Raw genomic sequence first — 25,404 nt, forward strand, 5'->3', positions numbered from 1 at the left:
TTGGCTGGGGGAAGTAGATAAATTCTGCTTTTGTTCTTTTTTATATGCCTTGCCGAAATTGAGCACCCATAACGACGGACTCAACAGAGGAACCCAAGAAACACAAATCTTGCACCTATGACGATCGAGTTCCACCCAATTATGGAACAGGTGAGGTCGGGCACAAATTCCCACGCCGAGAGAACTTAGCCAAGCTAAAAGCAGCGCTCAGCTATGCGGTTAAGTGTTAGGTTACGTTGGGAGACAAACCGCCCGCAAAAAATTGATCTGCTTTTTTCCTAAACGTTTGGATTAACCTCCTTTTGGATTCAAGTAAGCTATATAAGAACACAAACAGTCTCCCCTTTATGCGCCGCAAAGTCGTCTTGAGCTTGTTTTTACTCATTTCAGTCGCAACGTTTGTTGCACCCCTAAAATACGCCTCAGCTACGCCTCCTGTGTTGCAGTGGGAAAACACTTACGGTTACCTCAACGGAGTTATGGCAATCCAAACCAGCGACCAAGGATACGCCATCGTGGGAACCCGCGCCGACTTTGTTGCCTCCATTGAACCCTACACCAACCATTCCGCCACCCTCATAAAAACCGACTCAGCTGGCAAGTTAGAGTGGCAAAAAAACTACGTCACCCAAACTGGCGGCAACCCCCAATTAATCATAGACTCCAACGGACGCTATGTCCTTTCGGGGTCACAAAATCCCGCAGTTGACTCGTCTGGCGCAAACGCCGTATTCCAAACAGTCGACGGCGGCTATGTTGTTGCAGGAACCGAAACTTGGGTATATAATTTTGGACAGGGCGGCGTCATCATAACAAACGGCAAACTCACGGTTTTCTTTCTCCTAAAAACCGATGCAGACGGCAACGTTTTGTGGCACAAAACCTACAACCCCGGTAACGGCGGAAACTACAGCTTCATTATACCCATCAACGCTGCATTATCCCAAGTAATTGCCACCAGTGATGGCGGTTATTTGTTGGCTGGCACCCTAAACTCAGGCGAATTCGGCTGGGTAGTTAAAGTGGATGCTTCAGGTAAAGAGCAATGGCAAAAAATCTACCGATTTGGGCAAAATGACACGTATGCCCAAATCTACTACGCTGAACAAACCCCCGACGGTTACTTGTTGGCGGGGAGCTTGGGCGGCTACTACCTTTTTAAACTAAACTCTGAAGGCGACCTGACCTACGTCAACCACTTAACTGACAGCCGCTCCTACTTTAGCACCTTCTTTAAAGGACACGACGACGCGTATCTCTGGGTTGGGTTTGCTCGAGTGGAAAACCAATCGGTAGGCTCCATTCTATTCGTAAACGCCGACGACAACGTGATTGCCAACAAAACCTACCCAGACACAAGCCCCTTCAACTTAGGCGCCCCAACAGCCGATGGCGGTTACCTGATGGTCCAAACGCAGCCGCTTTCTTTTCTTCCCACTTTTTCTTCAATTAACACAACCTTAGCCAAGCTGGATGCAAACAACAACGTTGAATGGCGACAAACCTACGGCGAAACCCTTGACCTGACCCGCGCACTATTTCCCACCTCAGATGGCGGGTTTGGGTTGGTGGGCACCCGTTTAGAGGGTTACTATACTTGGAAGTACGATTCCACCACCTACAAACAATGGATTTTCCTATCCAAAACCGCGCCCCTCACGGCGTCCCCAACGTCATCTCCGACGGTGCCCGAAATTACCCCCTGCTATCTTGCTTTGCTGGCTGTAGCTGTTGCGGCTGTTGCGTTGGCTTCAAAAAAGATCCGTCATGTACCTCTCTGCGGGGAAGTAAATTCTTAAATTCGTAGTTCTTATTAGGCTATCAGAATCGAGCTGACAAGGTTTGGATTTAGAACGCAAAATAGAGCTTATCTGTAGACCGCCCACCGAAGAAGTAGTCACACCAGAAGACATACGGGCACTACTAGAAACTGACGAGCACCCCATCGCCTACAACGGTTTTGAACCCTCAGGGCTAGTCCATTTGGGCACTGGCGTTATGTGCGGTTACAAAATGAAGGATTTCGTGGAAGCAGGCGTACATTTTAAGGTGTTCCTTGCAACCTGGCACGCTTACCTCAACAATAAACTCGGCGGCGACCTCACGCTTATACGCAAAGCCGCTGACCTCTTCCGTCATAGTTGGATTGCACTGGGCGTCCCTGCGGACAAAGTAGAATTCATCTACTCAGACGAATTATACAATGACCTTACTTTCTGGGCAAAAACCATGAACATAGCAAAAAACATGACTATCGCCCGAACCACCCGAACCCTCGAAATCGCCGGCCGCAAAGAAGGCGAAGCCCACTATGTATCGGACTTTCTCTATACCCCCATGCAAGTTGCCGACATATTCCAGCTTAAAGTCAAAATCTGCCAGTTAGGCATGGACCAACGCAAAGCCAACATGGTCGGGCGCGAAATTGGCGAAAGACTCGGATACTGGAAACCCTCCTGCGTCCACCACCACCTCCTTCAGGGGCTAGAGAAACCTGCCATTTGGCCTATTCCAGAGGGGCAGGAACGTGAAGCTGTTGCGTCAGCGAAGATGTCTAAGAGTAAACCTCAAACATGCATATTTATCTACGATACTCCCGAAGAGATCAAACAAAAAATGAGTCGCGCGTTTTGTCCTGAGCGCATCATCAAATTCAACCCTATACTGGACATATGTAAATACATAATCTTCCGCGAAAAAGACAGCTTTACCATCGAGCGCCCAGCCAAATTCGGCGGCAACGCGCAATTCCACAGTTTCCAAGAACTCGAAACCTGCTATGCGGAGGGTAAACTGCATCCTATGGACCTCAAAAACGGAGTCGCAGCAGAACTCGCAACCATCCTTGAACCCGTCCGCCGCTACTTCGCCAACAACAGTGAAGCCAACGACTGCCTAGAAACTGTTCGCAAAGCCAAAATCACCCGTTAACGCCGTGTCAAGCCACCTAAAAGACCGCGCAGAAAAAATCCAGCTACTCCTTGCCAAACTCGCAGAGGTATCAGCAAAGAGTACCTTGATTGTGGTGGAAGGCAAAAAAGACGCCGAAGCCCTCCACGAATTAGGCATAAATGGCGCGGTTCTGACGGTGAAGACAGGCGGTAAATCCTTTCTTGAAGCCGCCGCCGAGTTAGAGGCGCTTGGCGTGGCTGAGGTTGTTTTGCTGTTGGATTTTGACCGTCGCGGCAAAGAAGGCAGCAAACGGCTACAGCAGGAACTGGAACGGCAAAAAATTAAGGTTAACGTGAGGTTTTGGCATGAATTGCATGCGTTGGTGGGGCGTGAGGTGCAGTGCATCGAAAGTTTACCTGCCTATCTATGTACGTTGCAACAAAAAATTGCGTGACCTCCCAAAGAGGCGTGAAAACATTCAGGTGCATGTTGCTTTTGGGGTCTTTGAACTTTTTTAGTCAAATAGGCGGGGTAAATGGCAATAAATGTTGGGTTGCCCTGCCATTCGATGATGATTAAGTGGGTTTGACTGTTTTTAGGCTGCCAGTTGTCCGCCAAAGTTGCACATGTGCGGGGGGCAGTTGCTTCTGGTTTTTAGGTGTTTTAGTTTCCTTTCTGTGCGATATGTTTTATAATGTCTGTGGAGAACTTCGTTAGTTATTCGGAGGGGGAAAATTAAATGAGTGCAAGATGGAAACGTTCCATTAAGAATCGAAAATGGTTAGATATTAGTAGCAGTTCACCTAAACCTCGAAAAACTCAAGTTTCCCAGACTAGGGATCGGTCTAAATCGGTTCCCCTTCATGCAAGTTTTCGTCCCTCAAAAAGCTACGCCAAAGCTAAAGAGGACCAAAAACCACTGATCGATATTTTTCAAGAAAATAATTATATAACTGTTGTCGCAGAAATAGCAGGGTTTAATAGGGAAACACTCAAAATACATGTGAAAGATCAGAAACTTACGCTGTCGGCAAAATCGAAGGAACGTCGATACTATAAAAGTTTAAATTTGCCGAAAGTAGTGATTCCAAACGCAATGCACACCAAATACAAGAACGGCGTGCTTGAGATTAGACTTAGAAAAGCTGAAACAATAGGGAAAGAAGCGGACCAAAATGCCACATAAACTTAGAAAAATTAGGAAATTCAGAGGCACACGTACAATAGGTTACGGAAGAATCGGTCAACACCGAGACAGCGGCAGTAAGGGTAACCGAAAAGTCGGACGCCACAAACACTTATGGAGCAAAATTGTAACCAGTGAACCCAATTACTTCGGGAAACATGGTTTCACGTCACCTCAAAGTCTCCATCGTACAGTAAAAGTAATCAACCTGAGCAAACTTGACCAAATGGCACAAGGCAAAAGCATCAACCTAACCGAACTCGGTTACACCAAGCTTTTAGGCACAGGTAAACTCACCAAACCCTTAACCATAGAAGTTGAGGCTTTCTCTAAATCTGCAGCTGAAAAGGTTAAAGCTGTAGGTGGAGAAATTAAGAGTTCGCAAGCTAACGGAGAGTAACCTGTTACATGGCCGGAAGATTCCTCAGCCTCTTCAAACCAATAGGCCGAGTTTTACCTGAAATTAAAAAGCCTGAACGCAAAGTAAGCTTTAACGAAAAAATCTTCTGGACTGCTCTTGTCCTAGTTGTTTTCTTGGTTATGACTGAAATCCCACTCTATGGGATTGAGCAGTCTGCCCAAGATAACTTTGGGGCCCTACGTGTCATCTTTGCCTCTAACCAGGGCACCCTCATGGAGCTAGGCATTGGGCCTATCGTCACGGCGGGTTTAATTCTCCAGTTACTCGCAGGCTCCGGCATCATTCAATGTGATATGTCAAAACCTGAAGACAGAGGTCTCTTTACCTCAGCAAGCAAAGTCTTCACAATCGTCTTAACCGGTGTCCAAGCAGGTGCCTACATCCTTAGCGGCATGTATGGAAGCATTTCTGGACCCGTATCGCTGATAATATTCTTGCAGTTGATAGCCGCAGGCATAGTTGTTATGTTAATGGATGAACTTGTCCAGAAAGGCTGGGGCCTAGGCAGTGGAATCAGCCTCTTCATCATGGCAGGTGTCGCCCAAACAATCCTCTGGTCAACCTTCTCGCCACCCACAGGCCTATTCGTCGGCGGATTACAAAGCTACCTTGATGGTCAACGTTCCCTTATGGACTGGGTGTTCGGTGACATATCCGGATATTACCCCTCACTAATCGGCCTAATCGCAACCATCGCAGTCTTCCTAGTAGTAATCTACCTACAGGGCGTTAGAATTGAGCTACCCATGAGCTATGCAGGCTACAAAGGCTTCCGCAGCAGATACCCAATCAAACTCATGTACGTCAGCAACCTGCCAGTCATCTTCGCTTCCGCGCTGTTCGCAAACGTTTACTTCTTTGCGCAACTGCTCTGGAGCCAATTCGGCAGACCGGAACCCGGCACGAATCTGTTCTTCCAGATATTTGGTGACTTCAGTTACAACGCTACTAGCAATAACGTCTCGCCCGTAGGCGGACTAGCATACTTCGTCACTGCCCCGCGCAACATTCAAGGCGTCGCCCTAGACCCACTACGCGCTGTCATCTACCTCGTCGTCATAGTGATCTTCTGCGCCATATTCTCGCTCATCTGGCTGGAAGTCGGCGGTTTAGGACCCAAGAAAGTCGCCCAACAACTCATGGACAGCGGCATGCAAATCCCAGGCTACAGACGCAGCGGACGACCCATCGAAGCCATACTCAAACGCTACATCCCCGTCGTTACAGTGCTTGGCGGTATACTCGTCGGTGTCATAGCTGGATTCTCCGACTTCCTAGGCGTATACGGTTCAGGAACAGGCATCTTGCTTTCCGTCGGCATCGTGTATCAATACTACGAGTTGCTGATGAGGGAGCGCGCCGCAGAAATGTTCCCCGCATTCAGAAGAATCCTAGGCGAATAGCCTACCTGACGCTGCAAACGCAGCTTTTTCTTTCTTTTTTCCCGTTTTTGCTTGTTTTTCTGTATTGTTCTTCTCGACTATGCCCGCGGGGAAGTGGTAACGGTTATTAACGTGAGCAAACAAGATACGCTACGCACAACGTGAAACAGTGATGGCTGCTAAATAATTAATGAGGACGAATGAAGTTTGAAGAAAATTGTTGCTCTATTGGTATTCGCGATGGTGATGCTTTCAGCAGTTGCCTTAGCCATTGGACCAGTAACTGGGCAGGGCGCGCTAAGTTTCCAAGCATCCATAATTGGTCAAAGCGCAGGAGTTTCAGAAGCTACCACATACACTGTTACCATCAGCAACAATGGGCAAGCTAATCTTGGCGACGCAAAACTCTCCATACCAGCCGGGTACACTAACGTAAAAAATGTAGTCATCACTCAACAACCTGCGTCGCAAAACTGGAATATAACCATCCAAAATGACGCCATCTTAATGGTTGGTTCAGGCGATGGGTTACCTCCAGGGCAACAACTCGTATTTACTTTTGAAGCCTTAAACCCTCAAGTGGCTGGAAGCTACTCTTGGACTTTAGGCGGCAATCAAACCACCAGTTCAGCTGGTCTTAACTCGCCCGAATATACCACAAACATAACCTCTAACCTTGAAATCACCTCCATGACGGCGGCGATAATCGTTTTATTCATAGCTGCAGGCATTGCTGCGTTGAACACCGTAATTAACCGGTTATTGATTGGTTACTTTGTCGGTTGGGAACAGTACCGTGTTATGCAAAAAGAAATGGCTGAATACCGCACTGAAACCATGGCGGCAGCAAGAGCCAACGACAAGAAACAAATGGAGAAACTCAAGAAACGCCAATCCCAAATCAACGCGATGCAACAGAAAATGCTTAAACCTCAAATGGTGCAATTCGGTATTTCCTTCCTATACCTCTTCGTCTGGTTCTTGGTGTTGACACCAACCTTCGGCAGTACCTCAATGGCGTACATCCCCGGATTTGGTCCAGTTCCAGTCTTCTACTGGTATCCAATATGCTCATTGTTCTTAGGGTTACTTGCACAACGTCTCATCGGCGTGATGCCTATCGAGCAGCGATAATGCAGGGTGAATATAGTGGAAAAGCAAAATCTCCCCTGCAAAAAAACAGTAATCTGCATATCGGGCATGGCGGGAACTGGCAAAAGCACTCTCTCCAAGCGGCTTGCCCAAAAATATAACTTAGCCTACTATTCAGGTGGTGACGCACTCAAGGCTTTAGCTCAAGCCGAAGGCTACAACGCTTCCGTTGAAGGCTGGTGGGAGAGCCCTGAAGGCTTAAAGTTTCTCGGCGAAAGAGTCAACAACCCCAAATTTGACAAGGCAGTGGACGATAAACTCTTAGAATACGCCTCACAAGGTAACGTTCTTCTTGATAGTTGGACTATGCCTTGGCTGCTTAAAGGTGGCAGTTTTAAAATTTGGTTGCTGGCTTCATTGGAGAAACGTGCAGCGCGGGTGGCTCAACGAGACAAGATGACTGTTGAGGAAGCCTTTAAGGTGCTGAAAGAAAAAGAAGCCCACACAAAAACTATCTACAAGAACCTCTATGGCTTTGTTTTGGATGAGGATTTTGAGCCGTTTGATTTGGTTTTAGATACTGATAATTTGACGGCAAATGACGTTTTTGAGACTCTGTGTCGCGTGATTGATAACGTGCTTTTTTCGAGTCAAACCGTTTAGAAATGTAGAATTGTTATAGAATTTACTTCTATTTTATTATTACTGAGGCATTAAAATACCTCCAATTTAGCTTCTTTTAATCAATCAAACGTTACGATGGGGAAGGGGGATCAATGAAAATTATCTGCGGATTAGCTCTGAGCATATTTGCAGCTTTAATCATCATCTGCAACTTTGCTTCATATCGCTATATCAATATAACTTCAACCGCTTCAATGCTGCTTTTTAACGCCTTTTTTATTTCGCTGTTTTTCCTACTTAACGGCAGCCCCATACAGAAGGCAGGACTGTTAACTATAGGTAACGGTTTGGGGTTTTTGTGGAACCTGTTCTTCCACTACATACAGTTAACGGGTTACAGTTACTTTGGAATAACCTTTGACGCCTTATTCACCCTCATCTATCCCCTCCTTACCCTCATGTGGATAGTGCCCTTTTGTTCCCTAACCCTGAGTTATCTACCAAAATATCAAGTAACCCCCAACTAGAGGCAACAAAATGATTATCCAAATCTTAACCGGCTTCTTTGTTTTCTCAGCTTCAATAATCAGCCTCTACCTAATTCGTCACTACCTCTTCACAATCACGGTACTGCGCAGGGCAAAAAACAGCAAATCATCAGCCAATAAATCGACACTCTCGTTTCAACCCACTGTCACAGTGCTTATTCCCGCACACAACGAGGAAAAAGTGGTCAGCAAGCTGCTTCAGAACATGGCGCAATTAATTTATCCTAAAGAAAAACTCGACATTCTTCTAATAAATGACGGCTCAACCGACGACACAGGCATCATCGCTGACCAATACGCCAAAAAATACTCCTTCATTCGGGTGCTACATAGAAATGGCAAAGACAGCGCAAAAGGAAAAGCCGCAGCCATGAACGCTGGCCTAAAACAATCAAGCGGAGAAATCGTGCTCTGTTTCGACGCCGACTACCTTCCCCACCCCGACTTAGTAAGCCGCCTCGTAGAGAAATTTTCAGACCCAAAAGTAGGTGCAGTGCAGGGGCGCCCCGTCGTCTTAAATGAGCCACAAAACCTCGTAACCCGTTTAGTAACGTTGGAACGCATCGGCGGTTATCGAGTTGATGAGGAAGCGCGCGACGTTTTAGGGTTGGTGCCGCAGTTCGGTGGAACGGTAGGGGGGTTTAGACGTAGCGCCCTTGAAGGCTTTGGCGGATTTGATGAGTCCATGCTTACTGAGGATACCGATTTGACTTTCCATCTGTATCGAGAGGGCTACAAAATTCGTTACGTGGCGGACGCGGAATGTTATGAGGAAGCCGTGGATAGTTGGAGTGCGTATTGGCGGCAACGGCATCGGTGGGCAAAGGGTCACATGCAAGTCTGCTTCAAACATGCCTTCAAAGTTTTGTCAAGCAAAAAAATGAAGTTAAAAGAAAAAATCGACGGCATACTAATCTTACACATCTACTTCCTGCCGCTGCTGACAGTTTTGTCCTTTTTGATTGGCGGTTTACTAATTCTTAACGGTTCCCAAGTTACTGGGTTGTTGTGGTTTGTTGTGCCCATAGCGCTCTACAGTTTTGTAGGCAATTTTGCTCCCTTCTTTGAAGTTGGCATCGGCGCCTATTTGGATGAACGAAAACGTATCCAATGGTTAACGCCCTTTATGATTTTCTCCTTCTTCTATAACACCCTAATCTGCACCAAAGCCTTCCTTGACCTGCTATCCGACAAGGTCCGACGCAAGTCAAAGGGTGATTGGGAAAAAACAGACCATAAAGGAAAAGGAGTCAGTGATATTTGAAAAAACCCTCAAGGACATGGTGATATGTTGTTGACTTTTGTTGAAGTTTCTTTGGCTTTGTCGGCTGCGACAGCCTTGGCTCTTTTGGTGATGTTCACTCCAGCGTTTGTTGAACTTAAAAAACCGCGCGATGTAGGTCCCCGATTAATTGGGAACTATTTTACACGAAGCATCCTAGGCAACCTTAACTTGCCCCTCCAAAACATGGAAGACGACAGCCACTGTGGCGTCTTATCTGTGAGGGTTTTGAACCTGTTTGGTTTCCCGAACTTGGAGGGTGGCTTCATTTGAGGAGTAGCTTGGCGTTTCTCCACTGTTGACCTGCAAGCGAGAGGAGTCCTCGTGGTCCGCCATAGAGCGAGTACGCGACGTAGCAGAGGTAGTTGCATTGGGTGCAGTCATGGTATGTTGCTCGTAGGTCTTTGAATTCGGGGCTGTTCCATTTTTGGGATAAATCAAAAACAGAGCCCGCGAAATTGTGGCTGTGGCAACCTGCAATTCTGCCTAGGTGGTCAACTACCAAAAAGTTGTTGAGCGCTTGGCATTTCCAGATGCGTTTCTCGTCGTCTTCGTAGAGTCCACGCATGGCTTCGAGCAGTTTGTCAGTCATGAGGATTAACTTGTTATTCTTTTTCATCTCAATTAGCTGGTTACAGAGTTTAACCATGGCTTTCCTATCAGATATGACGAAGTCGTCGTTTGGTTTACCGATACGGAATAGCTGTTTGGAATCTACCGAGGTGTCATATGAATAGAGGCAGTACCAAACAGGGATGCCTTTACCTGTGAAGTGATTGGTTATGTCTACGATTTCGTAGATGTTCTGTTGGCTAATGGTCGGTGTAACAGCAACTTTGATGCCTTCAGCATGTAACTTTTCTACGGCGTGCATCGAGTTTTTCCATGAGCCTGGGACATCTTTGATGAAGTCGTTTCTTGTCCCGTCTAAGCTGTCGATGGATATGGCGACGAAGTCAACGTTTCGGAGGCAATCAATCTTTTTGACTGCCATGCTGCCGTTATCATAAACTGTGGTCACGAACCGTTCGTTGGCGTATTCGATTATTTCGCCGATATCTTCACGGAGTAGGGGGTCGCCGCCGCTGAGAACCAAGTCCACGATGCCCATTCCTTTTAGAATGTCGAGGCCTTTTTTGATTTCTTCGGTGGAGAGTTCGTTTTGGTCTTGTTCTTTCCATACGTTGCAGCCGCGGCATCGATAGTTGCATTTTCTAGTGACAAGCCACTGTGCGTGATGCGGTTTGCCTGGAGAAAGTGAACGAGACGCTACTGATGCTGCCTTTTTGAGTCCAACTGTCAAATCCGATGTCACTAGTCGCTTAGTTGATATTAGCTGTATTCATGCTTGCACTATAAAAACCATTATTTGTCCCCCTGGCACTTTGCCAATTGGACGCTCAATACCAGAAATCAAAAGCTGCGTTAAGCACTGTGTTGTTAGCATGCTACGGGCTGGGTTCTGCGTCAACAGCGACTGGTCTTTTTTAGTGGCCGTCTCGGAATCCGTTTAGCGGTAACTGAAGCGCCCAGTACAGCATGAAAACCGGGTAGAAGAGCGCGTATCGGTAGAGGTGGGAGTAAACGAGGCCGCATTGGAGGTCGCCTATGGCTTGTTCGAGACCGTTTTTGAGGTTCCAGTTGCTGGGCGGCTTACAGTGTAGACAATAAATTCCCTTGCCCACCGCGACATGGTACCCCCGCTTCAAAATGTGCTCAACGATAAAGGCATCTTCGAAGGTATGTAGGTGCTCTGGAATCACGATGTCCTCGACAGCTTTATGCAGAATTAGGGTGTCGTGCATTCCGCCTCGCAGATGGAAGCATTGACGCGCCACAATCGTTTGCAATGTCAAAGCCCATTTGCTTTTTACGTTGGGCAAAATATCCACGTTTAGCCCCCAGACTGCGCCAACATCCTTTGTCATGTTTTGTTGTGCCTGCCTAAACCAGTCGTGGCTCAGCAGCACGTCGCTGTCTACAAACATGAACCATTCTGTGGAGACTCGGCGGATGCCTTCGGTGCGGGCTTTAGCTCGTGACCCATTCATTTGATGGAGTTGCACGTTGCCGTATTTGCGGTTGAAGCGTTCCAGAATTTCTATTGTGCGGTCGGTGGAGTAGCCGTCGATGACGATTAGGTTTTTGATTGGGACGTTTCGGTATACTGAGGCTAAGCAGTTGTTGAGTAGGTGTGCGCTGTTTTTGGTTAACAGCACTACGTCAATCTGTTGTGGGGATGTGGGGGCAAGCATCACTTCGTATAAGTGGCGGGTCTGCTTAAAAACTAAACCCTGTATCTGTACCGTTTTAACTTAGCAGCATTTGATAAACTGAGTAAACCGTATAGAACCCATACGCCAACAGCAGGCGACTAATGAGGCGGGGAGACCCAAACCTAAAAGACTCCACCATCAACCCCAAGCTCCCCTCCAAAGTCCAAACAACCTTTGGACGATAATGAATACAAAACGGGTTATAGCACGCTACAACTTGGTAACCTTTGTTTTCAATGTGTTCTTTTATGAATGCGTCCTCAAAAACATGCAGATTATCAGGGATTTTGATGTCTTGGACAGTGGCGGTGCGTATCATAGTGTCGTGTGTTCCGCCGCGGACCTCAAAGATTTTGTGGGTAGTGGTTAAGAAGAGTTTTAGGGTTTTGGGGTTCTTTATAGTTGACCATACTTCGATGCCCCAGACAGCGCCCACCTTTGGCTTGATGTATGCTTGGGCTTTTTTGAACCAATCTCGGCAGAGCACCACGTCGCTGTCAACAAACACAAACCACTCGGTTTGGACGGCTTGGATGCCTTTTTGCCGCGCCGACCCCCGCGTGCCCTTATCAAAAAGCACCACAACATTGCCGTATTTTTGGTTAAACTCTTCAAGTATGGTTAGGGTGCGGTCTTTGCTGTAGCCATCCACGACGATGAGGCGGGCAACGGGGACGTTTTGGTAAACCGATGTGAGACAGTCGAATAGCTTACGCTCACTATTTTTCGTAATCAGCACAACGTCCACAGCATCTGCCGTTTTGACCATTCGCTTGTGTCTCTGTTAACTTTTAATCTCTAGGTGGATGCAAATAGAGCTTATAAATCAACGCTTATGTTACGGAGAAACTCGCCTAGGAAACTGTGTTTGGCTGCTTGTTTACTAATAGCCGAACCGTCAACCCATACGTCGGCATCCTAAAAGACCAAAAAACTGCGCCCCCCAACGCAAAATCAAAAAACGCATCCACTACGAAAACCGCCCTCGGCAAACTTGTCGTTAAGATGTTGCGCCATTGTGCTGGTGTTTTGACGTTTATGTGGGTTGGGTCATAGTCTCTTGTTAAGGTGCGGATGGGTTTTTCCACTTTGCGGTTAGGCGTCGTGCAGATCACGGTGGTTTTGACAGCGTCAAACATTCCCTGTAGTGCTTTCTCTGGATTGGGCAGATGCTCTAAAACATCAAAACAGGTCACCAAATCAAACGTGTCCGCCGAGAAGGGGAGGTTGTTTTGGGCGTCGCAGACCAAGAATTCGCCGCATGTTTGCTGTTTGGCTTGTTTAGTTCCCCACGCCGAAATATCTGTACCGTACGTCTCATACCCTAACTCAGCCAACACCCCCGAAGTGTAGCCGAAAGCGCAGCCGACGTCAAGCGCCCGCTTCCCGTGCCCATCCAAAAGGTTTGTGCCTGAGGCTTTGGATGCCCACTGCAGAACCGCCAAAACATGCCGTCTAACCAGCGCCGCTTTGCGTTGGTAATTGCGGTTGTTAAAGTAGTCCTGCTCAAACGTCACATGGGTCACCGCGAAAGGGCTTTCCAGAGGTGGTCAGAAGCTGGTCGCGGCAGAATCTCCGCTGAATCGTCCTTATGCACAAGAATCCGCTTGTTGGGGTTAGGCGTAAATTCGCCGATAACCTCCGCGTAAATCCGCTCCCCACAAAGCCGCTCCACAATGCAGTTGGCGGCGTCAGGTGCTGCAGCAATCAGCAACGCGCCTGAACTAATGAGCTGGAGCGGGTCAATTTCGTAAAAACGACAAATCTTTGCGGTTTCGGGTTCTACCGCGATTTTTTCTTCCCATACTCTTGCGCCAAGGTTTGCGGCGTCGGCGAGTTCGTTGATGCCGTTTAGGATGCCGCCCTCTGTGGGGTCATGCATTGCGTGGACGCCGCCTGCGCGGTATGCGGTTAGGGCGTCTTTGACAACGCTGATTTGGCTAAAGTAGCCCTTCGCCGTTTCGAGCATTTCGGGCGGGAAGACTTTGGAGAGTTGGCTGGTGCGGTCGCTTGCAAGAATGGCAGTGCCTTCAATTCCTGCGCTCTTAGTTAAAATCAGTTTATCGCCAGATTTTGCCCCCGCGGCGGTAACGTATTGTCCTTTCTCGGTTAAGCCCATTATGCAGCCGACCACGATGGGGTTAGCTATGCCTGGAGTGGTTTCGCAGTGTCCGCCCACGATGGCTATGCCTAACTCTTTGGCGGCAAGATGCATCTGGGTACTGATGGTTTCGATAATACTGCTGTCAACGCCCTCGGGCAGCATTATGCAGGAGAAGAAAAAAGCGGGTTCCACGCCGAAGGTGGCGATGTCGTTGGCGTTTACGTTGATGGCTTCCCAGCCGATGCGTTCCACTGCACCCGTAATGGGGTCCATGGAGACGATGGCGTTTTTGCTTCCAACATCAAGGACAGCTCCGTCCACGCCCGCGGTTGGGCCTAGCGTGACTTCGCTGCGGGCGGCGCCGAGGTTTTTGAAGACGACCTCTTTTAGAATGTCTATTGGAATTTTTCCAGGCGGCAACTTCATACCTATTCCTCTGTTAGCGGATGCTTTTAAGTTAATTATTTTGCTTGCATTCTCCACGATTTGGGGAGGCTCTTTCGCAACACTAACGCGATGGGGACTCCGATTGCTGCGCCAACAATCACTTGTGAGGCGTTGCCAGGAATCTCTGCAAACGCGGCTACACCCAGCCCTAACACAAAATATTCTACCAGTAAATAGCCCAGAATCATTTCTGCTCCCGCCACGGTGACTGCAAGTATATCTCGCCAGATCTGTCTTCGATTAGAGATTACCCCTGCGATGGCTCCCTCTGCGCCTTTAATTATGAGGGTGAATGGAGCAAAGATGCCGTATCCGCTGATTATGTCTGCTAAAGCCGAGCCCACTCCGCCCGCGAAGCCGCCTACTATGGGTCCGAAGGTGAGGGCGCTTACGAAAATCATGATGTCGCCGACGTTTGTGTAGCCTCGTGTTGCGGGGTTTGGGAACTGCAGTAGGAGGGTCGCTATGGTGACGAGGGCTGCCATAACACCTGAGAGGACGATTTGGATTACTGTTATCCTATTTCTACTGGATTGGTTGGATTCGGTCATGGCTTCACAGCGTTATAGTTCAAGCGGGTGTACTCTACCCAATCCCTTATAAAAACTTCTTTATTTACCTCCTATCCCCGCGACTCTAGAACAGAAATTGACGCCAAGAAACCTTTAAGTCCTTGTCGGTGGGGAAAATTCTAAATGTAAGTTTTCCCAACACAACTACTGTAAGTGAAATTTATGAGTCTAAAAGAAGACCCCATTAAACTCCACAAAGACGCGAACGCTTTGATGGAAAACGGCAAAAACGCCGAAGCCCGCGACCTCTTTCTCAAAGTAGCCGACTTATACTATAAAGGACAAAACTACTTTGGCTCCGCAGAAATGAGTTACAAAGCAGGAGAATGCAGCTTCCGCCTAAAGGAATACGAGAAAGCCGCAGAATACTTCTCCAAATCCGCTGAAGTCGCGTTAAGCAAGGGCTTTGACCGCTACGCCATCAGCGGCCTCGAACAAGCACGCGACAGCCAAAAAGCGTTGGGCAACAACAAAGAAGTCGAAGAACTCGACAAAAAAATCGCTGAACTTAACAAGAAAAATCAAGAACCCGAAGAAGAATCATCCTTCTCCGTCTTCTCCTAAACCCTCTTTTTAGGGTTTTATCTTTTTTAGAGCATTCTGTAGCTTAATGTAACTGGCTCTTCTACAATACCCACGCCGAAGTCAACTAAGGTTTTAACTTCTGGAGTGAATTCAGCGACGCCTAACATGTAGCTGGGATGCTTCTCAAGTTCCACCTCGCTGGTGTAGGGTGTTTTTGTGAATCTAAGAACGGTGTTTGCTTTTGCACTGGTTATCTCTTGTAGGATGCTGTCTCTTCGGTTGCTATCATGAGGCAGATAAGTTGCGATTACGATGACTTTTTGGCGTCGTGCAAAGGCTGCGAGGTAACCCATGATTTGGCTGTAAACCGCTTTTGCTTCTTGGTCATCAACGTTATCATTTAAGAAGGGATTTACGATGTCAGAGATAACGACTAGTTTTGCATCGGACGCTTCTACGGCTTCCTCTAACTCCTCCATTATCAGTGAAGTTAACCGATAGGCCGTGTATGCACGTGCAATCTTGATGTTGCTCAACGCGGCTTTTGCTTCTATTCGTTGTTGCCCAGCTGCTTCTAGGATGCTGGATAAGGCGGAGCTGCTTGCTGCGTCGATGAAGACGACTTTGTTATCTAAGCCGCCCTGCTGTTTTGGTAATTGTGCTCGGATGCAGAGTTGGGACACGAGCGAAGTAACAGTTTGGGTTCCATAGATTGCGGCGAAGTCGCCTGCTTTGAATCCTGGGAAAAGTCCATCTATGTCTGGAAGGTTGAAAGCTAACTTTGTTGCTGGAGTACTTTGGGTTGTTTGTGCCGTTGAGGTTTGGAAGATTAGTTGTTGCATGTTACTTCACTGACCGTCATTCGGCTGTTTTGCCTATTTAAAGCACCGCCGAACCAACATAACGCGCGGGGGGAGGGGTCAGTTAAAGTGAAACTGCCTGACCCACCGTTGTAAACAATAATCGCTAAATATCCACCGGATCAATATCATTTTAGACACCTTCTCGGACCCAGCTATGCCCACCTCTTTTAAATCCCTCAGTGAACTGATAGAAAAAATCGAAGCCACCAAAAAACGACTCGAAATCATAGCCTACACCGCAAACTACCTCCAAACCGTCGACGCAGACGAAATCCAAGCAGCCACAAACATGCTCATCGGACGCCCCTTCCCCCGCTACAGCCAAAAAACCCTCGACATCAGCTGGACAACCCTTAGCCACATTCTCGAAAGCGTCTGTGACTTCGACTGGACAAGCTTCCGCGAAGCAATGGCACGTACAGGCGACATCGGTTCCGCAACCAAAGCCGTACTCGAACAAGGTAAACCCCGAAAACAGACCCAACTCACCCAAACAACCTTAACAATCACCGAAGTCCACCGCGCCTTCGAAGCCCTTGCCCAAACGGGTGGCGCGGGTTCCCGCACTAAAAAAGAGCGCCAACTCACAGCGCTTCTAAGCCAAGCTACTCCTGTTGAGGCGAAGTATTTGGTGAAGATTTTTACGGGTGAAATGCGGACGGGGCTGCATGAGGGATTGCTTGAGCAGGCGGTGGCTGAAGCGTTTGAGGCGCCTCTGGCGAGGGTTCAGCATGCTGCGATGGTGCTTGGCGACATTGGCGAGGTTGCGGCTACCATAAAAACGCGGGGTGTGGTTGGGTTGGAGTCGGTTGGGTTTTGTGTTTTTCGTCCTGTGCAGTTGATGCTGGCGCAGACTGCAGAGTCAGTGACTGAAGCCTTAACTGAGCAGGGTGGTGCAGCGGCGTTTGAGTACAAGTACGATGGCGCGCGCGTACAAATTCACAAGCAGAAAGGGGACGTGTGCGTGTTTAGCCGTCGCTTAACTGATGTGACCGAGAGCTTGCCCGAAGTGGTTGAAACCGTAAAACAAAACCTCCACGCACAATCCGCGATTGTGGAAGGCGAAGTCGTCGCATTAGACAAAGCGGGGTACCCTATCCCCTTCCAGCACCTCATGCGCCGCTTCAAACGCACCCGCAACGTAACCGACATGCAAACCCGCATCCCTCTCACACTCTACCTATTTGACATACTCTACCTAAACGGGGAAAGCCAAATCGCCAAAACCTACCTCAAACGACGTCAAATCCTCACCCAAACAGCAGGCGCCATCCCGTTGAGTGTGCAAATCGTCACCGACCAACCCTCTCATGCTGAAGGGTTTCTTCAAGAAGCCCTAAATTTGGGTCATGAGGGGTTGATGGCAAAAAAACTCGGCGGGTCTTATACTCCGGGGCGGCGGGGGAAGCGTTGGCTCAAAATCAAGCCTGTGCTTGAGCCGCTTGACCTTGTTATTACGGCTGCTGAGTTTGGGTATGGTCGCCGCAAAGGCTGGCTATCAGACTACTACCTCGCCGCCCGTGATGCTCAGACTGGCAAATTTTGGGAGGTGGGCAAGACGTTTAAGGGGTTAACTGACTCAGAAATAACCGACCTCACAGCGCGGCTAAAACGATCCGCAGTCGCCACGGAAGGTCACAGCGTTACTGTGTTGCCCCAAATTGTGGTTGAAGTGGCTTACAACGAGATTCAGCAGAGCCCCAAATACCCCAGCGGCATGGCACTCCGCTTCGCCCGCATCACCCGCATCCGCGACGATAAAGCCCCTGAGGAAGCGAGCACGTTGGGGCAGGTTAGGGAAATATATGATAGGCAGTTCCGCAATAAAGGCAAATACACTCAAGAGGTTGGTCACAGTGGATAAAGCGGAACAGAAGCGGTTTGCTGAAACATTTTACAGTCGGCAGATCCTGCTAAATGAACTCGGCGTGGCGGGGCAACAAAAACTCGCCGCGTCGCGGGTTGCGGTGGTCGGTGTCGGCGGACTCGGCAGCGTATCTTCTCTGTATCTTGCCTTAGCTGGGGTGGGTTATCTGCGGTTAATCGACCAAGACACCGTCGAAGCCCAAAATCTGCATCGCCAAATCCTCTACACCCCCAACGACCTTCACTGCCCCAAAGCGGAAGCCGCGGCCAAGCACCTCGCCAAACAAAACCCCCTAATCCAAGTTGAAGCCCGCGCAGAGAATGTTAACGCCAGCAACGTAGAAGGACTCTTGGAGGGTGTTGATTGCGTGGTGGATGGTTTAGATAACATGGCTACCCGCTACCTTGTCAATCGTGCCTGCGTAAAACTTGGGGTGCCCTACGTGTTTGGTGCCGCTGTCGGTTTAGAGGGCAACCTTTCTGTGTTTGCTCCGCCTGATACTGGCTGCCTCGAATGCCTCCTGCCTAACCTATCTGATAATGACTTGCCCAATTGTAGCAGCCGAGGCGTAATAGGCGCCACACCAGGCATAATAGGTTCGATGTTGGCTATGGAGACCCTAAAGCTCCTCGCGGGCATCGGCACAACCCTAAAAGGCAAACTGTTAGTCTGCGACTTTAGCGACATGGACTTCACAGCCATTGATATCTCCAAAAACAAGCATTGCCCCACTTGCCACAACACTCTTTCCCCCGCTGTTGGTGGCGAGCGGTTAGTGTGGCTATGCGGCAAAGACACCGCCAACATCAACCCCCCAACGCCCCTAAAACTCAGCCTCGACGAAGTCTACCCAAAAATAAGCGACCTGTTCACAGTGCGGTTAAAGTCTCAGTTGGCTTTGATGTTTAGCTACCAAGGGTGTGATGTGAGCCTCTTTAATGGCGGTCGCATGCTGCTCAAAGGCGTAACCGACGAAAAAACCGCCCTACAAGTTTACCGAGAAATTCTCCAAAAACTCGGTTATTCTTAGTTTGACCTGTCGGTGATTGCTATTTTTGCTCTGCTGCTTTCTTTTGTTTTCAACGGACCTATTTGTAGCCTATTTGGATCCTATTAGTGGTTCTATGCAGAAACCTAGGGGGGTAGGTCCGTATTGGCGCAAAACAAGCGCATTAGCTTGTTGAAAGCCAGTAGAAAACCCCGTACCTGTTCTATTTCTTATCGGGAACCCAACGCGCACTATCCCACTGAGCCTTACCAACCTTCTTTACAGGCTTCTCTCCTTGATAGTTGCAAGCATAGCATTTTCCATCATGAACCGAAACCACATCGCCACAGGTTGGGCAACGGTACTTTTCAGCTTGGCTTTCGAGGAAACCATCCATGCCCTTCTCTTTTATTTCTTTGAGGTTAGATACCATGCTCATGCCATAACGTGCTTGGTAATGCTGGTCAAGGTGACTTAGTCTTTGGCAGGGCATCTCACTGCATTCGAGGCAGGAGTTGAGTTGTTTGCCGACTTTTTTGGGGAAGTCCCGCTTGATGAAGGCGCAGTTTTTGTCTCTGACTCGGCAGCCCGAGCAATGGGACACTTTGCCCTTCTGGGTGGGTACCCCCCGCGAGTAAGCTAAGTAGGCTTTGCAGACGCCGCAGTTCATGCCGCAGGGCGCTATGAGTTCGGGGCTGAATTTGTTATCCATACTTTGACAATCTGTAGAATCGGCTTATGATTATTGTGCACTGTTAGCTGGCAACAGGTCTAAATCAAAAAAAGGTGATTTTTGCCTATTTGCGTTTTTTATAGGCAACAAATCCCAGCGCAATAACTGCTATCGCAACGACTGCTCCAATCGCGATGTATTCTATTGGGACAACGCTTTGATTGGTTGACGCGGTTGCATCTCCCTCTGGGTCAACTTCGGCTACAGTCCATGTGGAGAAATGGTTTGTGTTGCACACAAGGTCCCCGTTTTCGTCCATGTAGCTTTGAACTGTTTCCCACTGCGCGCGGGTCTGGTTCCAGAACATCCAAGTTAATCTTGAAGCGTTAACTTCTCTGTTTAGACTTTGGCTGAGTTCCGTTTGGTTTATTCTCAGTCGTATCTGGGCTTGAAGCTCCAAAGCAGCGTTGGGTTCTATACCTAAGTAAAAGTTTAAGCATCTTTCATTGACCATTGCACCGTTAAGGGGAGACTTAGTCAGGTTCATGGCAAGCGTCATTGTCTGGTTAGGGTCAACTGTTAACCCGAACACTTTTGGGGTAACCTCTTCGTCAGCAGTGAAGGTAACGTTACAGTTTTGGGTGCAATTCATGACTATGGTCATGTTTCTGAACTGAAATCTTGTTTGTTCTTGAGCTCTAACTTGCTCCATCTGATTTTTGGGTGTAACATCGGTTTTGTTGTATTGCTTTGCGTTGTCAGATGTGTTAGGGTCCGACGCCGCCGAGGTTCCATTTTGGTTTGAATCTGAGCCAGCATTCGGCGATGCGGTGCTGTTGGCTGCTGTTTGTTCGCCTTGGCTTGATCCGTTTCCGTTACCCGCCACCGTCGTGGAGAGCGGGGCTATGAATCCCGCGAGTAGGAGAATGAGTAACATTGCGCTGAGGTTCTTTAGGTTGATTTTTTTGTTTTTCAAGGTTTGTCCCTTGCATGGTGTATATTACGATGCGCGACTTAAGGGACACTGTGAAACAAGCATTCCAGCGCCGAAACGGAGAGGTCTTCTAAAAAAAGCAACTCAGACAACAAATTCAAGCGAACCATATGACCCTTTACTACACAAAACTTATTTTCTGTTTTACCAAAATTATTTTGAGTTATAATGAGAAAGCACGGCTGGGGGCTAGCGGCGATAGTTATTGTTCTATCCTTAGCCTTGTTACTGTTCTATTTAGCCTCGGTTCAATCCACCGTAAGCATAACCTCAACTGAACTTAGGGTTTACCGCGACGGCTTAGTGCACATCGAGCAAGCATTGACAATAGACGAGTTTTTGCCCCAAGCGTCTGTGACTCTGCTTTCTAGCAAGGTCGAAAACTTGGTTGTTCTTGACGGTGACGAATTGGCGGTGGACTACGAGCTAAAGGATAAGACCTTGGAAATTTACTCTCTGGGCGCCACCCACGTTAATGTTGAATATGACGTTAACACTCTCACAAGCAAAGAAAACGAGGTCTGGACGCTTCTACTCGATAGTCCCTACAGTGTGGGCGTAAGTTTCCCCATAAATTCATCCATCATCTACCTAAACGGAACACCAACATCCATCGACACCACAAGCGGTCAGCTATCATTAACGTTAGGTTCTGGACAATGGGAAATAAGCTACATTCTACAGTTAGCCGCCGGATATGAAGACCTATACAATACAGACCAATCTCAAAACGCAGCCATCCCCACAGAATATCTGGTCGCCGCCGTAATCGCTGTAGTCGCCGTAGTCCTCGTAGTTGGCGTTTTTTTGCTCAAGAGAAAAAGCAAACCTAACGTCAAGAAAACTTTGAACGCAAATCCAACTTTGATGAAGGAAGACCGCGCGGTGATTGAGTTCTTAGCGGAAAAAGACGGCAAAGCCTTTGAAGCCGAGATACGCGAACGCTTCCCAGAAATGCCCCGAACAAGTCTTTGGCGATTAATTAAGCGGCTTGAAAAACTTGAGATAGTTGAAGTAAAAAAGATTGGGCTTGAAAATCAAGTTTCCTTAAAAAAGTAAGATATACGGTTTAGTTGCCGCCTTTGCCTGCGTTGCCGCCGCCAGTGTTACCTGGATTGTTGTTGCCGCTGTTTGTGCTGTTGCCCCCTGTGTTTCCTGCGCCATTATCTGGACCGCTTGTTCCGCTGTTTCCGTTGGAGGGTGTTGGTCCTTGTTGATGGTTAATTTCTTGGTTGAGGGCTTGTTCCATCTGCTGCACCATCTGGCCAACAGTTGTGCATTCTTCTATGGCTTTTTTGATGTCTGACTGGGATTGGGCATTCTGGATTATGTTTTGGAGTGCTTGCATGAATTGGCTCTCGCTTTGATAACCCAGCGATTGAAGGGTTGCATCGAAGTTGACGCCGTTTTGGCTTCCATATTGGAATCTTTCTTGGATTCTTTGCTGTAGGCTTTCACAGTATCTGCTTAGACGCCACATGTTGGATTCTTCAGCTTGGGTTTTTAGGTACTGGTAGATTTGGGTTATGTCTTGTTTTGCTTCAAGATAGAGCGTTTGCGCTTGACTGTATTTTCCTTCCTGAAGAGCCGTTTGTGCTTCAAGCAGCTTGTCTTTTGAGGTTTCAAGGGTGAGGCGTTCTTGCGTTGCGTTCGCGGGTAGGAGGTTTTGAAGGGTTTCTACTCTTAGAAGTTCTCGGTTTATAGCATCCAATAATTCTTGATTATTTAATGCTGAATTGTCTTGGACGCCTGCTGTCTCCAAAATTTGCTGCAGTGAACGGTAGACTTCTCTAAAAACGCTCAAAGCTTCACGGGCAGAATCCGCTGCTGAATCATAATTTGAGTTCGCTAAAGCCTCTTGAGCCGCCGAGAGCTTGCTTAATCCTTCATTTTGATATATTGTTACGTTGGCTTCAAACTGTTGGGTTAGGCTGGCGTTTTCGATTTTTTCTTGTGCTTCTTCGTCTGCGTAAACCTTGGTGATTAGGTTTTGGATTTGGTTTGATGTTTGCTCGGCTAATTGGACCATTTTTTCTTCGACGGCTACGTTTACTTGACCTTGACCGTTTAAGATTAGAAATGCCGGTATCGATGAGGATATTAGCAGAATAAGCAGTGCGCGCGCTGCAGTTTTGTGGTTAGCCATCTTTTATCACTATACAGGTATAGTGGGCGGGTAGTTAAGGAATATTTTGGAACAAGCGTTTCAACTCAAGTTTATTTTTTGGTGCCTAAGCAAAGTTTTTTGGTCTGACATTTCCTCTATTGCGCTACTGAAACCTGCGGGCTAAAACTTAGGTGCGGTGCTGCGTGGAAATTATCAAAACTTAAATAATGAAACCAATATAGTTGCTTTTTCGAGAGTATGAAGGCTAAATCCCTTGTTTTAGTCATAATTCTCGCAGCTTTGGCAATGGCATTAACGCCCCTTGCATTTCCTTTTCCAGCTTTGCCCGCTTTGTTTTTTGCCCTTTCCGAAGTACCGATTATGGTCGTCTACCTTCTTTTTGGCTTCAAAGAGGGTCTTTTTGCAGCAGCGCTAAATTGTCTATTTCTCTTCTTTGTGTGGCCTGGACCGTCAAACCCTTTTTTGCCATTAGGTTCTATCGTCTCATGGTCTGCCATGATGTTGGGGATCTATTTAGCGTCGAACCTATCTGCGCAAAGAGGTGCGCATGAGAAAATGGTTTTTTCGCGTCGTAAAGCTGAACTTGCTGTGATTTTTTCTATAATTTTGCGCTTATTGTTAACAACGCCTCTGATGTATGTGGTACTTAGACTGTTGGGGCTACCCGAGGTGGGTATTGTGGTATTTCTTTTGCCTTGGCTCGCGGTATTCAACACTATTCAGACGCTAATAACGCTTCCAATTAGCTTTGCTGCTGTAACTGCTGTGAATAAAAACTTCAAAGCAGCCTTGGGCAGGTAGGTCTCCAAAATGGATTCATGATGTGAACAACCAGTTTATGCTGAATCGTAAACCAAGAAAAAAATGGGCAAGGTGTTTTGGTTTGGGCGCGCTGTGCTTTGTGTATGGATGAGGTACATTTGTCATCAACAAATATTCCAACATAATTCTTAATTACTGCTTCAGCCACACAGTTCGGTTTGAGGTAACATAATATGGTAAAAATGGATTTCGGTGGCGTTAAAGAAGACGTCATCACTCGTAAAGAGTTCACCTTGGCGCAAGCCCAAAAAATCCTAAAAGATGAAGTCGTCGTCTCCTTAGGCTACGGAATACAAGGAGCCGCCCAATCACTCAACATGCGTGATCAAGGAATAAAAGTAATCATTGGACAAGAAAAAGAAGGCGTATTCAAAAAAGAATGGGACAAAGCAGTAGCAGACGGATGGGTTCCAGGCGAAAACCTCTTCCCGCTCGAAGAAGCAGCCAAAAAAGGAACTATCAAAATGTTTCTGCTAACCGATGCAGGACAAAAAGCGGTATGGCCCAAAGTTAAAGCAACACTCAAAAAAGGCGACGCCCTCTACTTCAGCCACGGATTTAGCATAGTCTACAAAGAACAAACAGGCGTGATTCCACCCCAAGACATAGATGTCATTTTGGTTGCACCCAAAGGCAGCGGCACCAGTGTCCGCCGTAACTTCGTTGACGGTTCAGGTATCAACTGCAGCTTCGCTGTCTTCCAGAATGCAACTGGCAAAGCCGAAGAACGTGCTAAAGCATTGGGCATAGCCATCGGTGGAGGATACCTTTTCCCCACAACCTTCGAGAAAGAAACATTCAGTGACCTAACAGGCGAACGCGGCACCTTGATGGGCGCCTTAGAAGGCATCCTAGAAGCACAATACAACACTTTGCGTTCACGCGGTCACAGCCCAAGTGAAGCCTTCAACGAAACCGTCGAAGAACTCACCCAAAGCCTCATCCGCCTAGTTGACGAGAACGGCATGGACTGGATGTACTGCAACTGCAGTGAAACCGCACGCATCGGTGCCCTTCGATGGAAGGAACGATTCCGCAGCGCTACCCAACCAGTGTTTGATAGCCTCTACGACCTAGTCGCTGCAGGCGAAGAAACCCGCATCGTCCTAGAAAAGAGCAAAGCACCTGACTATCGCCAGAAACTCGCTGACGAACTCAAAGAACTCGGTAACAGCGAAATGTGGCGTGCAGGCGAAACTGTGCGTTCACTTCGTCCAAGCAAACCAAAGAAAGAATAAACGTCTACGCGGCTTTTGCCGCTTTAATTTTTATTTTAAAACAACAATAGCCTCAGAGGAGAGAAGGCACGTTGATTTATCGAAAACAAGACGCCTTAAACATCGAGAAGTACGGCGTAAAGATGCGCATCTACAACAGCAAAGACCAATGCCCAGCGGCGGTTGTTTATCAGGAAACCGAAACGGGGCACGCTGAAGAGTTTCTGCACACCAAAAGCAACTTCATCTTCTATATCATCGAGGGCGCGGGTACTTGGTTCATAGAAGACAAACCATACGAGGTGCAGGCTGGAGATGTTGTGATTGTGCCGCCCAACACCCGCTTCTACTACAGGGGCAAACTTAAGCAGGTCTGCGTGACTTCCCCCGCTTGGGAACCCCAATACGAACAACACATCAAAGACATACCGCCCTAAACCTGCTAAACAGCGAAAAACTGGGGCAAATTACCTTTTATAGTTGAATTACTCGCCATCTATG

At 47.8% G+C, this 25,404-nt stretch carries 28 protein-coding genes; 18 read left to right on the forward strand and 10 right to left on the reverse strand.

Annotated features, from left to right (window positions below):
• Positions 1–365 precede the first annotated feature (365 nt).
• The 11 genes from NWE92_03840 to NWE92_03890 all read left to right on the forward strand — a co-directional run bounded on the left by NWE92_03840 (position 366) and on the right by NWE92_03890 (position 9,700).
• On the forward strand, positions 366–1,799 hold the full coding sequence (locus tag NWE92_03840; GenBank protein MCW4028759.1) for a hypothetical protein: 1,434 nt from the start codon (positions 366–368) through the stop codon (positions 1,797–1,799).
• Between the two features lie 43 nt (positions 1,800–1,842).
• The gene (locus NWE92_03845) at positions 1,843–2,931 is read left to right on the forward strand and encodes a tyrosine--tRNA ligase (GenBank protein ID MCW4028760.1); all 1,089 of its coding nucleotides are present in this window, start codon (positions 1,843–1,845) and stop codon (positions 2,929–2,931) included.
• Between the two features lie 4 nt (positions 2,932–2,935).
• Positions 2,936–3,346, forward strand: coding sequence for a toprim domain-containing protein (locus tag NWE92_03850; GenBank protein MCW4028761.1), 411 nt, complete (start codon positions 2,936–2,938; stop codon positions 3,344–3,346).
• 285 nt (positions 3,347–3,631) lie between these two features.
• Positions 3,632–4,078: an Hsp20/alpha crystallin family protein gene (locus NWE92_03855; GenBank protein ID MCW4028762.1), complete on the forward strand. Its 447-nt coding sequence runs from the start codon at positions 3,632–3,634 to the stop codon at positions 4,076–4,078.
• The gene (locus NWE92_03860) at positions 4,068–4,478 is read left to right on the forward strand and encodes a 50S ribosomal protein L15 (GenBank protein ID MCW4028763.1); all 411 of its coding nucleotides are present in this window, start codon (positions 4,068–4,070) and stop codon (positions 4,476–4,478) included. The genes NWE92_03855 and NWE92_03860 overlap by 11 nt, the downstream gene beginning before the upstream one ends.
• An 8-nt stretch (positions 4,479–4,486) precedes the next feature.
• Entirely contained in the window at positions 4,487–5,902 is a 1,416-nt protein-coding gene (gene secY / locus NWE92_03865; GenBank protein ID MCW4028764.1) for a preprotein translocase subunit SecY, read from the forward strand.
• 186 nt (positions 5,903–6,088) lie between these two features.
• Entirely contained in the window at positions 6,089–7,015 is a 927-nt protein-coding gene (locus NWE92_03870; protein MCW4028765.1) for an EMC3/TMCO1 family protein, read from the forward strand.
• A gap of 15 nt (positions 7,016–7,030) precedes the next feature.
• Positions 7,031–7,636 (forward strand): cytidylate kinase family protein, encoded by a 606-nt coding sequence (locus tag NWE92_03875; protein MCW4028766.1) that lies wholly within the window; start codon positions 7,031–7,033, stop codon positions 7,634–7,636.
• A 113-nt stretch (positions 7,637–7,749) separates the two neighbouring features.
• Positions 7,750–8,124 carry a hypothetical protein gene (locus NWE92_03880; GenBank protein MCW4028767.1) on the forward strand — a complete coding sequence of 125 codons (375 nt, stop codon included), beginning with the start codon at positions 7,750–7,752 and terminating at the stop codon, positions 8,122–8,124.
• A 10-nt stretch (positions 8,125–8,134) separates the two neighbouring features.
• Positions 8,135–9,409, forward strand: coding sequence for a glycosyltransferase family 2 protein (locus NWE92_03885; protein MCW4028768.1), 1,275 nt, complete (start codon positions 8,135–8,137; stop codon positions 9,407–9,409).
• A 30-nt stretch (positions 9,410–9,439) separates the two neighbouring features.
• On the forward strand, positions 9,440–9,700 hold the full coding sequence (locus NWE92_03890; GenBank protein ID MCW4028769.1) for a hypothetical protein: 261 nt from the start codon (positions 9,440–9,442) through the stop codon (positions 9,698–9,700).
• Here NWE92_03890 and NWE92_03895 read toward each other — a convergent pair.
• From NWE92_03895 to NWE92_03920, 6 genes are all read right to left on the reverse strand, one after another.
• Positions 9,693–10,742 (reverse strand): radical SAM protein, encoded by a 1,050-nt coding sequence (locus tag NWE92_03895; protein ID MCW4028770.1) that lies wholly within the window; start codon positions 10,740–10,742, stop codon positions 9,693–9,695. The genes NWE92_03890 and NWE92_03895 overlap by 8 nt on opposite strands.
• Before the next feature lie 172 nt (positions 10,743–10,914).
• Positions 10,915–11,682 (reverse strand): glycosyltransferase family 2 protein, encoded by a 768-nt coding sequence (locus NWE92_03900; GenBank protein MCW4028771.1) that lies wholly within the window; start codon positions 11,680–11,682, stop codon positions 10,915–10,917.
• A gap of 55 nt (positions 11,683–11,737) precedes the next feature.
• Positions 11,738–12,472 (reverse strand): glycosyltransferase family 2 protein, encoded by a 735-nt coding sequence (locus NWE92_03905; GenBank protein MCW4028772.1) that lies wholly within the window; start codon positions 12,470–12,472, stop codon positions 11,738–11,740.
• An 85-nt stretch (positions 12,473–12,557) separates the two neighbouring features.
• Positions 12,558–13,220 (reverse strand): class I SAM-dependent methyltransferase, encoded by a 663-nt coding sequence (locus tag NWE92_03910; GenBank protein ID MCW4028773.1) that lies wholly within the window; start codon positions 13,218–13,220, stop codon positions 12,558–12,560.
• A gap of 5 nt (positions 13,221–13,225) precedes the next feature.
• Complete coding sequence (locus tag NWE92_03915) at positions 13,226–14,233, reverse strand: AIR synthase family protein (GenBank protein ID MCW4028774.1); 1,008 nt, start codon at positions 14,231–14,233, stop codon at positions 13,226–13,228.
• Between the two features lie 35 nt (positions 14,234–14,268).
• The gene (locus tag NWE92_03920; GenBank protein ID MCW4028775.1) at positions 14,269–14,805 is read right to left on the reverse strand and encodes an ECF transporter S component; all 537 of its coding nucleotides are present in this window, start codon (positions 14,803–14,805) and stop codon (positions 14,269–14,271) included.
• A gap of 183 nt (positions 14,806–14,988) precedes the next feature.
• Here NWE92_03920 and NWE92_03925 point away from each other — a divergent pair, with 183 nt between their 5' ends.
• Positions 14,989–15,390: a hypothetical protein gene (locus NWE92_03925; GenBank protein MCW4028776.1), complete on the forward strand. Its 402-nt coding sequence runs from the start codon at positions 14,989–14,991 to the stop codon at positions 15,388–15,390.
• Positions 15,391–15,416: 26 nt separating this feature from the next.
• Here NWE92_03925 and NWE92_03930 read toward each other — a convergent pair whose 3' ends face one another.
• On the reverse strand, positions 15,417–16,193 hold the full coding sequence (locus NWE92_03930) for a hypothetical protein (GenBank protein MCW4028777.1): 777 nt from the start codon (positions 16,191–16,193) through the stop codon (positions 15,417–15,419).
• Between the two features lie 175 nt (positions 16,194–16,368).
• On the opposite strand from NWE92_03930, the gene NWE92_03935 reads away from it, so the two are divergent.
• Both NWE92_03935 and NWE92_03940 read left to right on the forward strand, forming a co-directional pair.
• Entirely contained in the window at positions 16,369–18,078 is a 1,710-nt protein-coding gene (locus NWE92_03935) for an ATP-dependent DNA ligase (GenBank protein ID MCW4028778.1), read from the forward strand.
• Positions 18,071–19,111 carry a HesA/MoeB/ThiF family protein gene (locus tag NWE92_03940; GenBank protein MCW4028779.1) on the forward strand — a complete coding sequence of 347 codons (1,041 nt, stop codon included), beginning with the start codon at positions 18,071–18,073 and terminating at the stop codon, positions 19,109–19,111. The genes NWE92_03935 and NWE92_03940 overlap by 8 nt, the downstream gene beginning before the upstream one ends.
• A gap of 181 nt (positions 19,112–19,292) precedes the next feature.
• Here the strand turns inward: NWE92_03940 and NWE92_03945 are convergent, their stop codons facing one another.
• Together NWE92_03945 and NWE92_03950 are read right to left on the reverse strand one after the other, a co-directional pair.
• Positions 19,293–19,781 carry a DUF3795 domain-containing protein gene (locus NWE92_03945; GenBank protein MCW4028780.1) on the reverse strand — a complete coding sequence of 163 codons (489 nt, stop codon included), beginning with the start codon at positions 19,779–19,781 and terminating at the stop codon, positions 19,293–19,295.
• Between the two features lie 85 nt (positions 19,782–19,866).
• Positions 19,867–20,718, reverse strand: a complete 852-nt coding sequence (locus NWE92_03950) for a hypothetical protein (GenBank protein ID MCW4028781.1) — start codon at positions 20,716–20,718, stop codon at positions 19,867–19,869.
• A gap of 186 nt (positions 20,719–20,904) precedes the next feature.
• On the opposite strand from NWE92_03950, the gene NWE92_03955 reads away from it, so the two are divergent.
• Positions 20,905–21,795 carry a hypothetical protein gene (locus NWE92_03955; GenBank protein MCW4028782.1) on the forward strand — a complete coding sequence of 297 codons (891 nt, stop codon included), beginning with the start codon at positions 20,905–20,907 and terminating at the stop codon, positions 21,793–21,795.
• Between the two features lie 10 nt (positions 21,796–21,805).
• Here NWE92_03955 and NWE92_03960 read toward each other — a convergent pair whose 3' ends face one another.
• Complete coding sequence (locus NWE92_03960; GenBank protein MCW4028783.1) at positions 21,806–22,882, reverse strand: hypothetical protein; 1,077 nt, start codon at positions 22,880–22,882, stop codon at positions 21,806–21,808.
• 219 nt (positions 22,883–23,101) lie between these two features.
• On the opposite strand from NWE92_03960, the gene NWE92_03965 reads away from it, so the two are divergent.
• The 3 genes from NWE92_03965 to NWE92_03975 all read left to right on the forward strand — a co-directional run bounded on the left by NWE92_03965 (position 23,102) and on the right by NWE92_03975 (position 25,340).
• The gene (locus tag NWE92_03965) at positions 23,102–23,665 is read left to right on the forward strand and encodes a hypothetical protein (protein ID MCW4028784.1); all 564 of its coding nucleotides are present in this window, start codon (positions 23,102–23,104) and stop codon (positions 23,663–23,665) included.
• A 194-nt stretch (positions 23,666–23,859) separates the two neighbouring features.
• A complete protein-coding gene (ilvC, locus tag NWE92_03970) occupies positions 23,860–24,924 on the forward strand; it encodes a ketol-acid reductoisomerase (protein ID MCW4028785.1) in 1,065 nt (354 codons plus the stop codon).
• A gap of 71 nt (positions 24,925–24,995) precedes the next feature.
• A complete protein-coding gene (locus NWE92_03975; GenBank protein ID MCW4028786.1) occupies positions 24,996–25,340 on the forward strand; it encodes a cupin domain-containing protein in 345 nt (114 codons plus the stop codon).
• Positions 25,341–25,404: the final 64 nt, after the last annotated feature.

Source organism: Candidatus Bathyarchaeota archaeon (assembly GCA_026014745.1).
In the GTDB taxonomy this organism is placed as follows: Archaea; Thermoproteota; Bathyarchaeia; order Bathyarchaeales; family Bathycorpusculaceae; genus Bathycorpusculum.

Excerpts from the sequence above, each read along its gene's own strand:
- NWE92_03855 (MCW4028762.1), top strand. The coding sequence starts at position 3,632 with ATGAGTGCAAGATGGAAACGTTCCATTAAGAATCGAAAATGGTTAGAT.
- NWE92_03860 (MCW4028763.1), top strand. The coding sequence starts at position 4,068 with ATGCCACATAAACTTAGAAAAATTAGGAAATTCAGAGGCACACGTACA.
- secY (MCW4028764.1), top strand. The coding sequence starts at position 4,487 with ATGGCCGGAAGATTCCTCAGCCTCTTCAAACCAATAGGCCGAGTTTTA.
- NWE92_03880 (MCW4028767.1), top strand. The coding sequence starts at position 7,750 with ATGAAAATTATCTGCGGATTAGCTCTGAGCATATTTGCAGCTTTAATC.
- NWE92_03885 (MCW4028768.1), top strand. The coding sequence starts at position 8,135 with ATGATTATCCAAATCTTAACCGGCTTCTTTGTTTTCTCAGCTTCAATA.
- NWE92_03900 (MCW4028771.1), bottom strand. The coding sequence starts at position 11,682 with ATGCTTGCCCCCACATCCCCACAACAGATTGACGTAGTGCTGTTAACC.
- NWE92_03905 (MCW4028772.1), bottom strand. The coding sequence starts at position 12,472 with ATGGTCAAAACGGCAGATGCTGTGGACGTTGTGCTGATTACGAAAAAT.
- NWE92_03915 (MCW4028774.1), bottom strand. The coding sequence starts at position 14,233 with ATGAAGTTGCCGCCTGGAAAAATTCCAATAGACATTCTAAAAGAGGTC.
- NWE92_03920 (MCW4028775.1), bottom strand. The coding sequence starts at position 14,805 with ATGACCGAATCCAACCAATCCAGTAGAAATAGGATAACAGTAATCCAA.
- NWE92_03925 (MCW4028776.1), top strand. The coding sequence starts at position 14,989 with ATGAGTCTAAAAGAAGACCCCATTAAACTCCACAAAGACGCGAACGCT.
- NWE92_03930 (MCW4028777.1), bottom strand. The coding sequence starts at position 16,193 with ATGCAACAACTAATCTTCCAAACCTCAACGGCACAAACAACCCAAAGT.
- NWE92_03935 (MCW4028778.1), top strand. The coding sequence starts at position 16,369 with ATGCCCACCTCTTTTAAATCCCTCAGTGAACTGATAGAAAAAATCGAA.
- NWE92_03945 (MCW4028780.1), bottom strand. The coding sequence starts at position 19,781 with ATGGATAACAAATTCAGCCCCGAACTCATAGCGCCCTGCGGCATGAAC.
- NWE92_03955 (MCW4028782.1), top strand. The coding sequence starts at position 20,905 with ATGAGAAAGCACGGCTGGGGGCTAGCGGCGATAGTTATTGTTCTATCC.
- NWE92_03960 (MCW4028783.1), bottom strand. The coding sequence starts at position 22,882 with ATGGCTAACCACAAAACTGCAGCGCGCGCACTGCTTATTCTGCTAATA.
- NWE92_03965 (MCW4028784.1), top strand. The coding sequence starts at position 23,102 with ATGAAGGCTAAATCCCTTGTTTTAGTCATAATTCTCGCAGCTTTGGCA.
- ilvC (MCW4028785.1), top strand. The coding sequence starts at position 23,860 with ATGGTAAAAATGGATTTCGGTGGCGTTAAAGAAGACGTCATCACTCGT.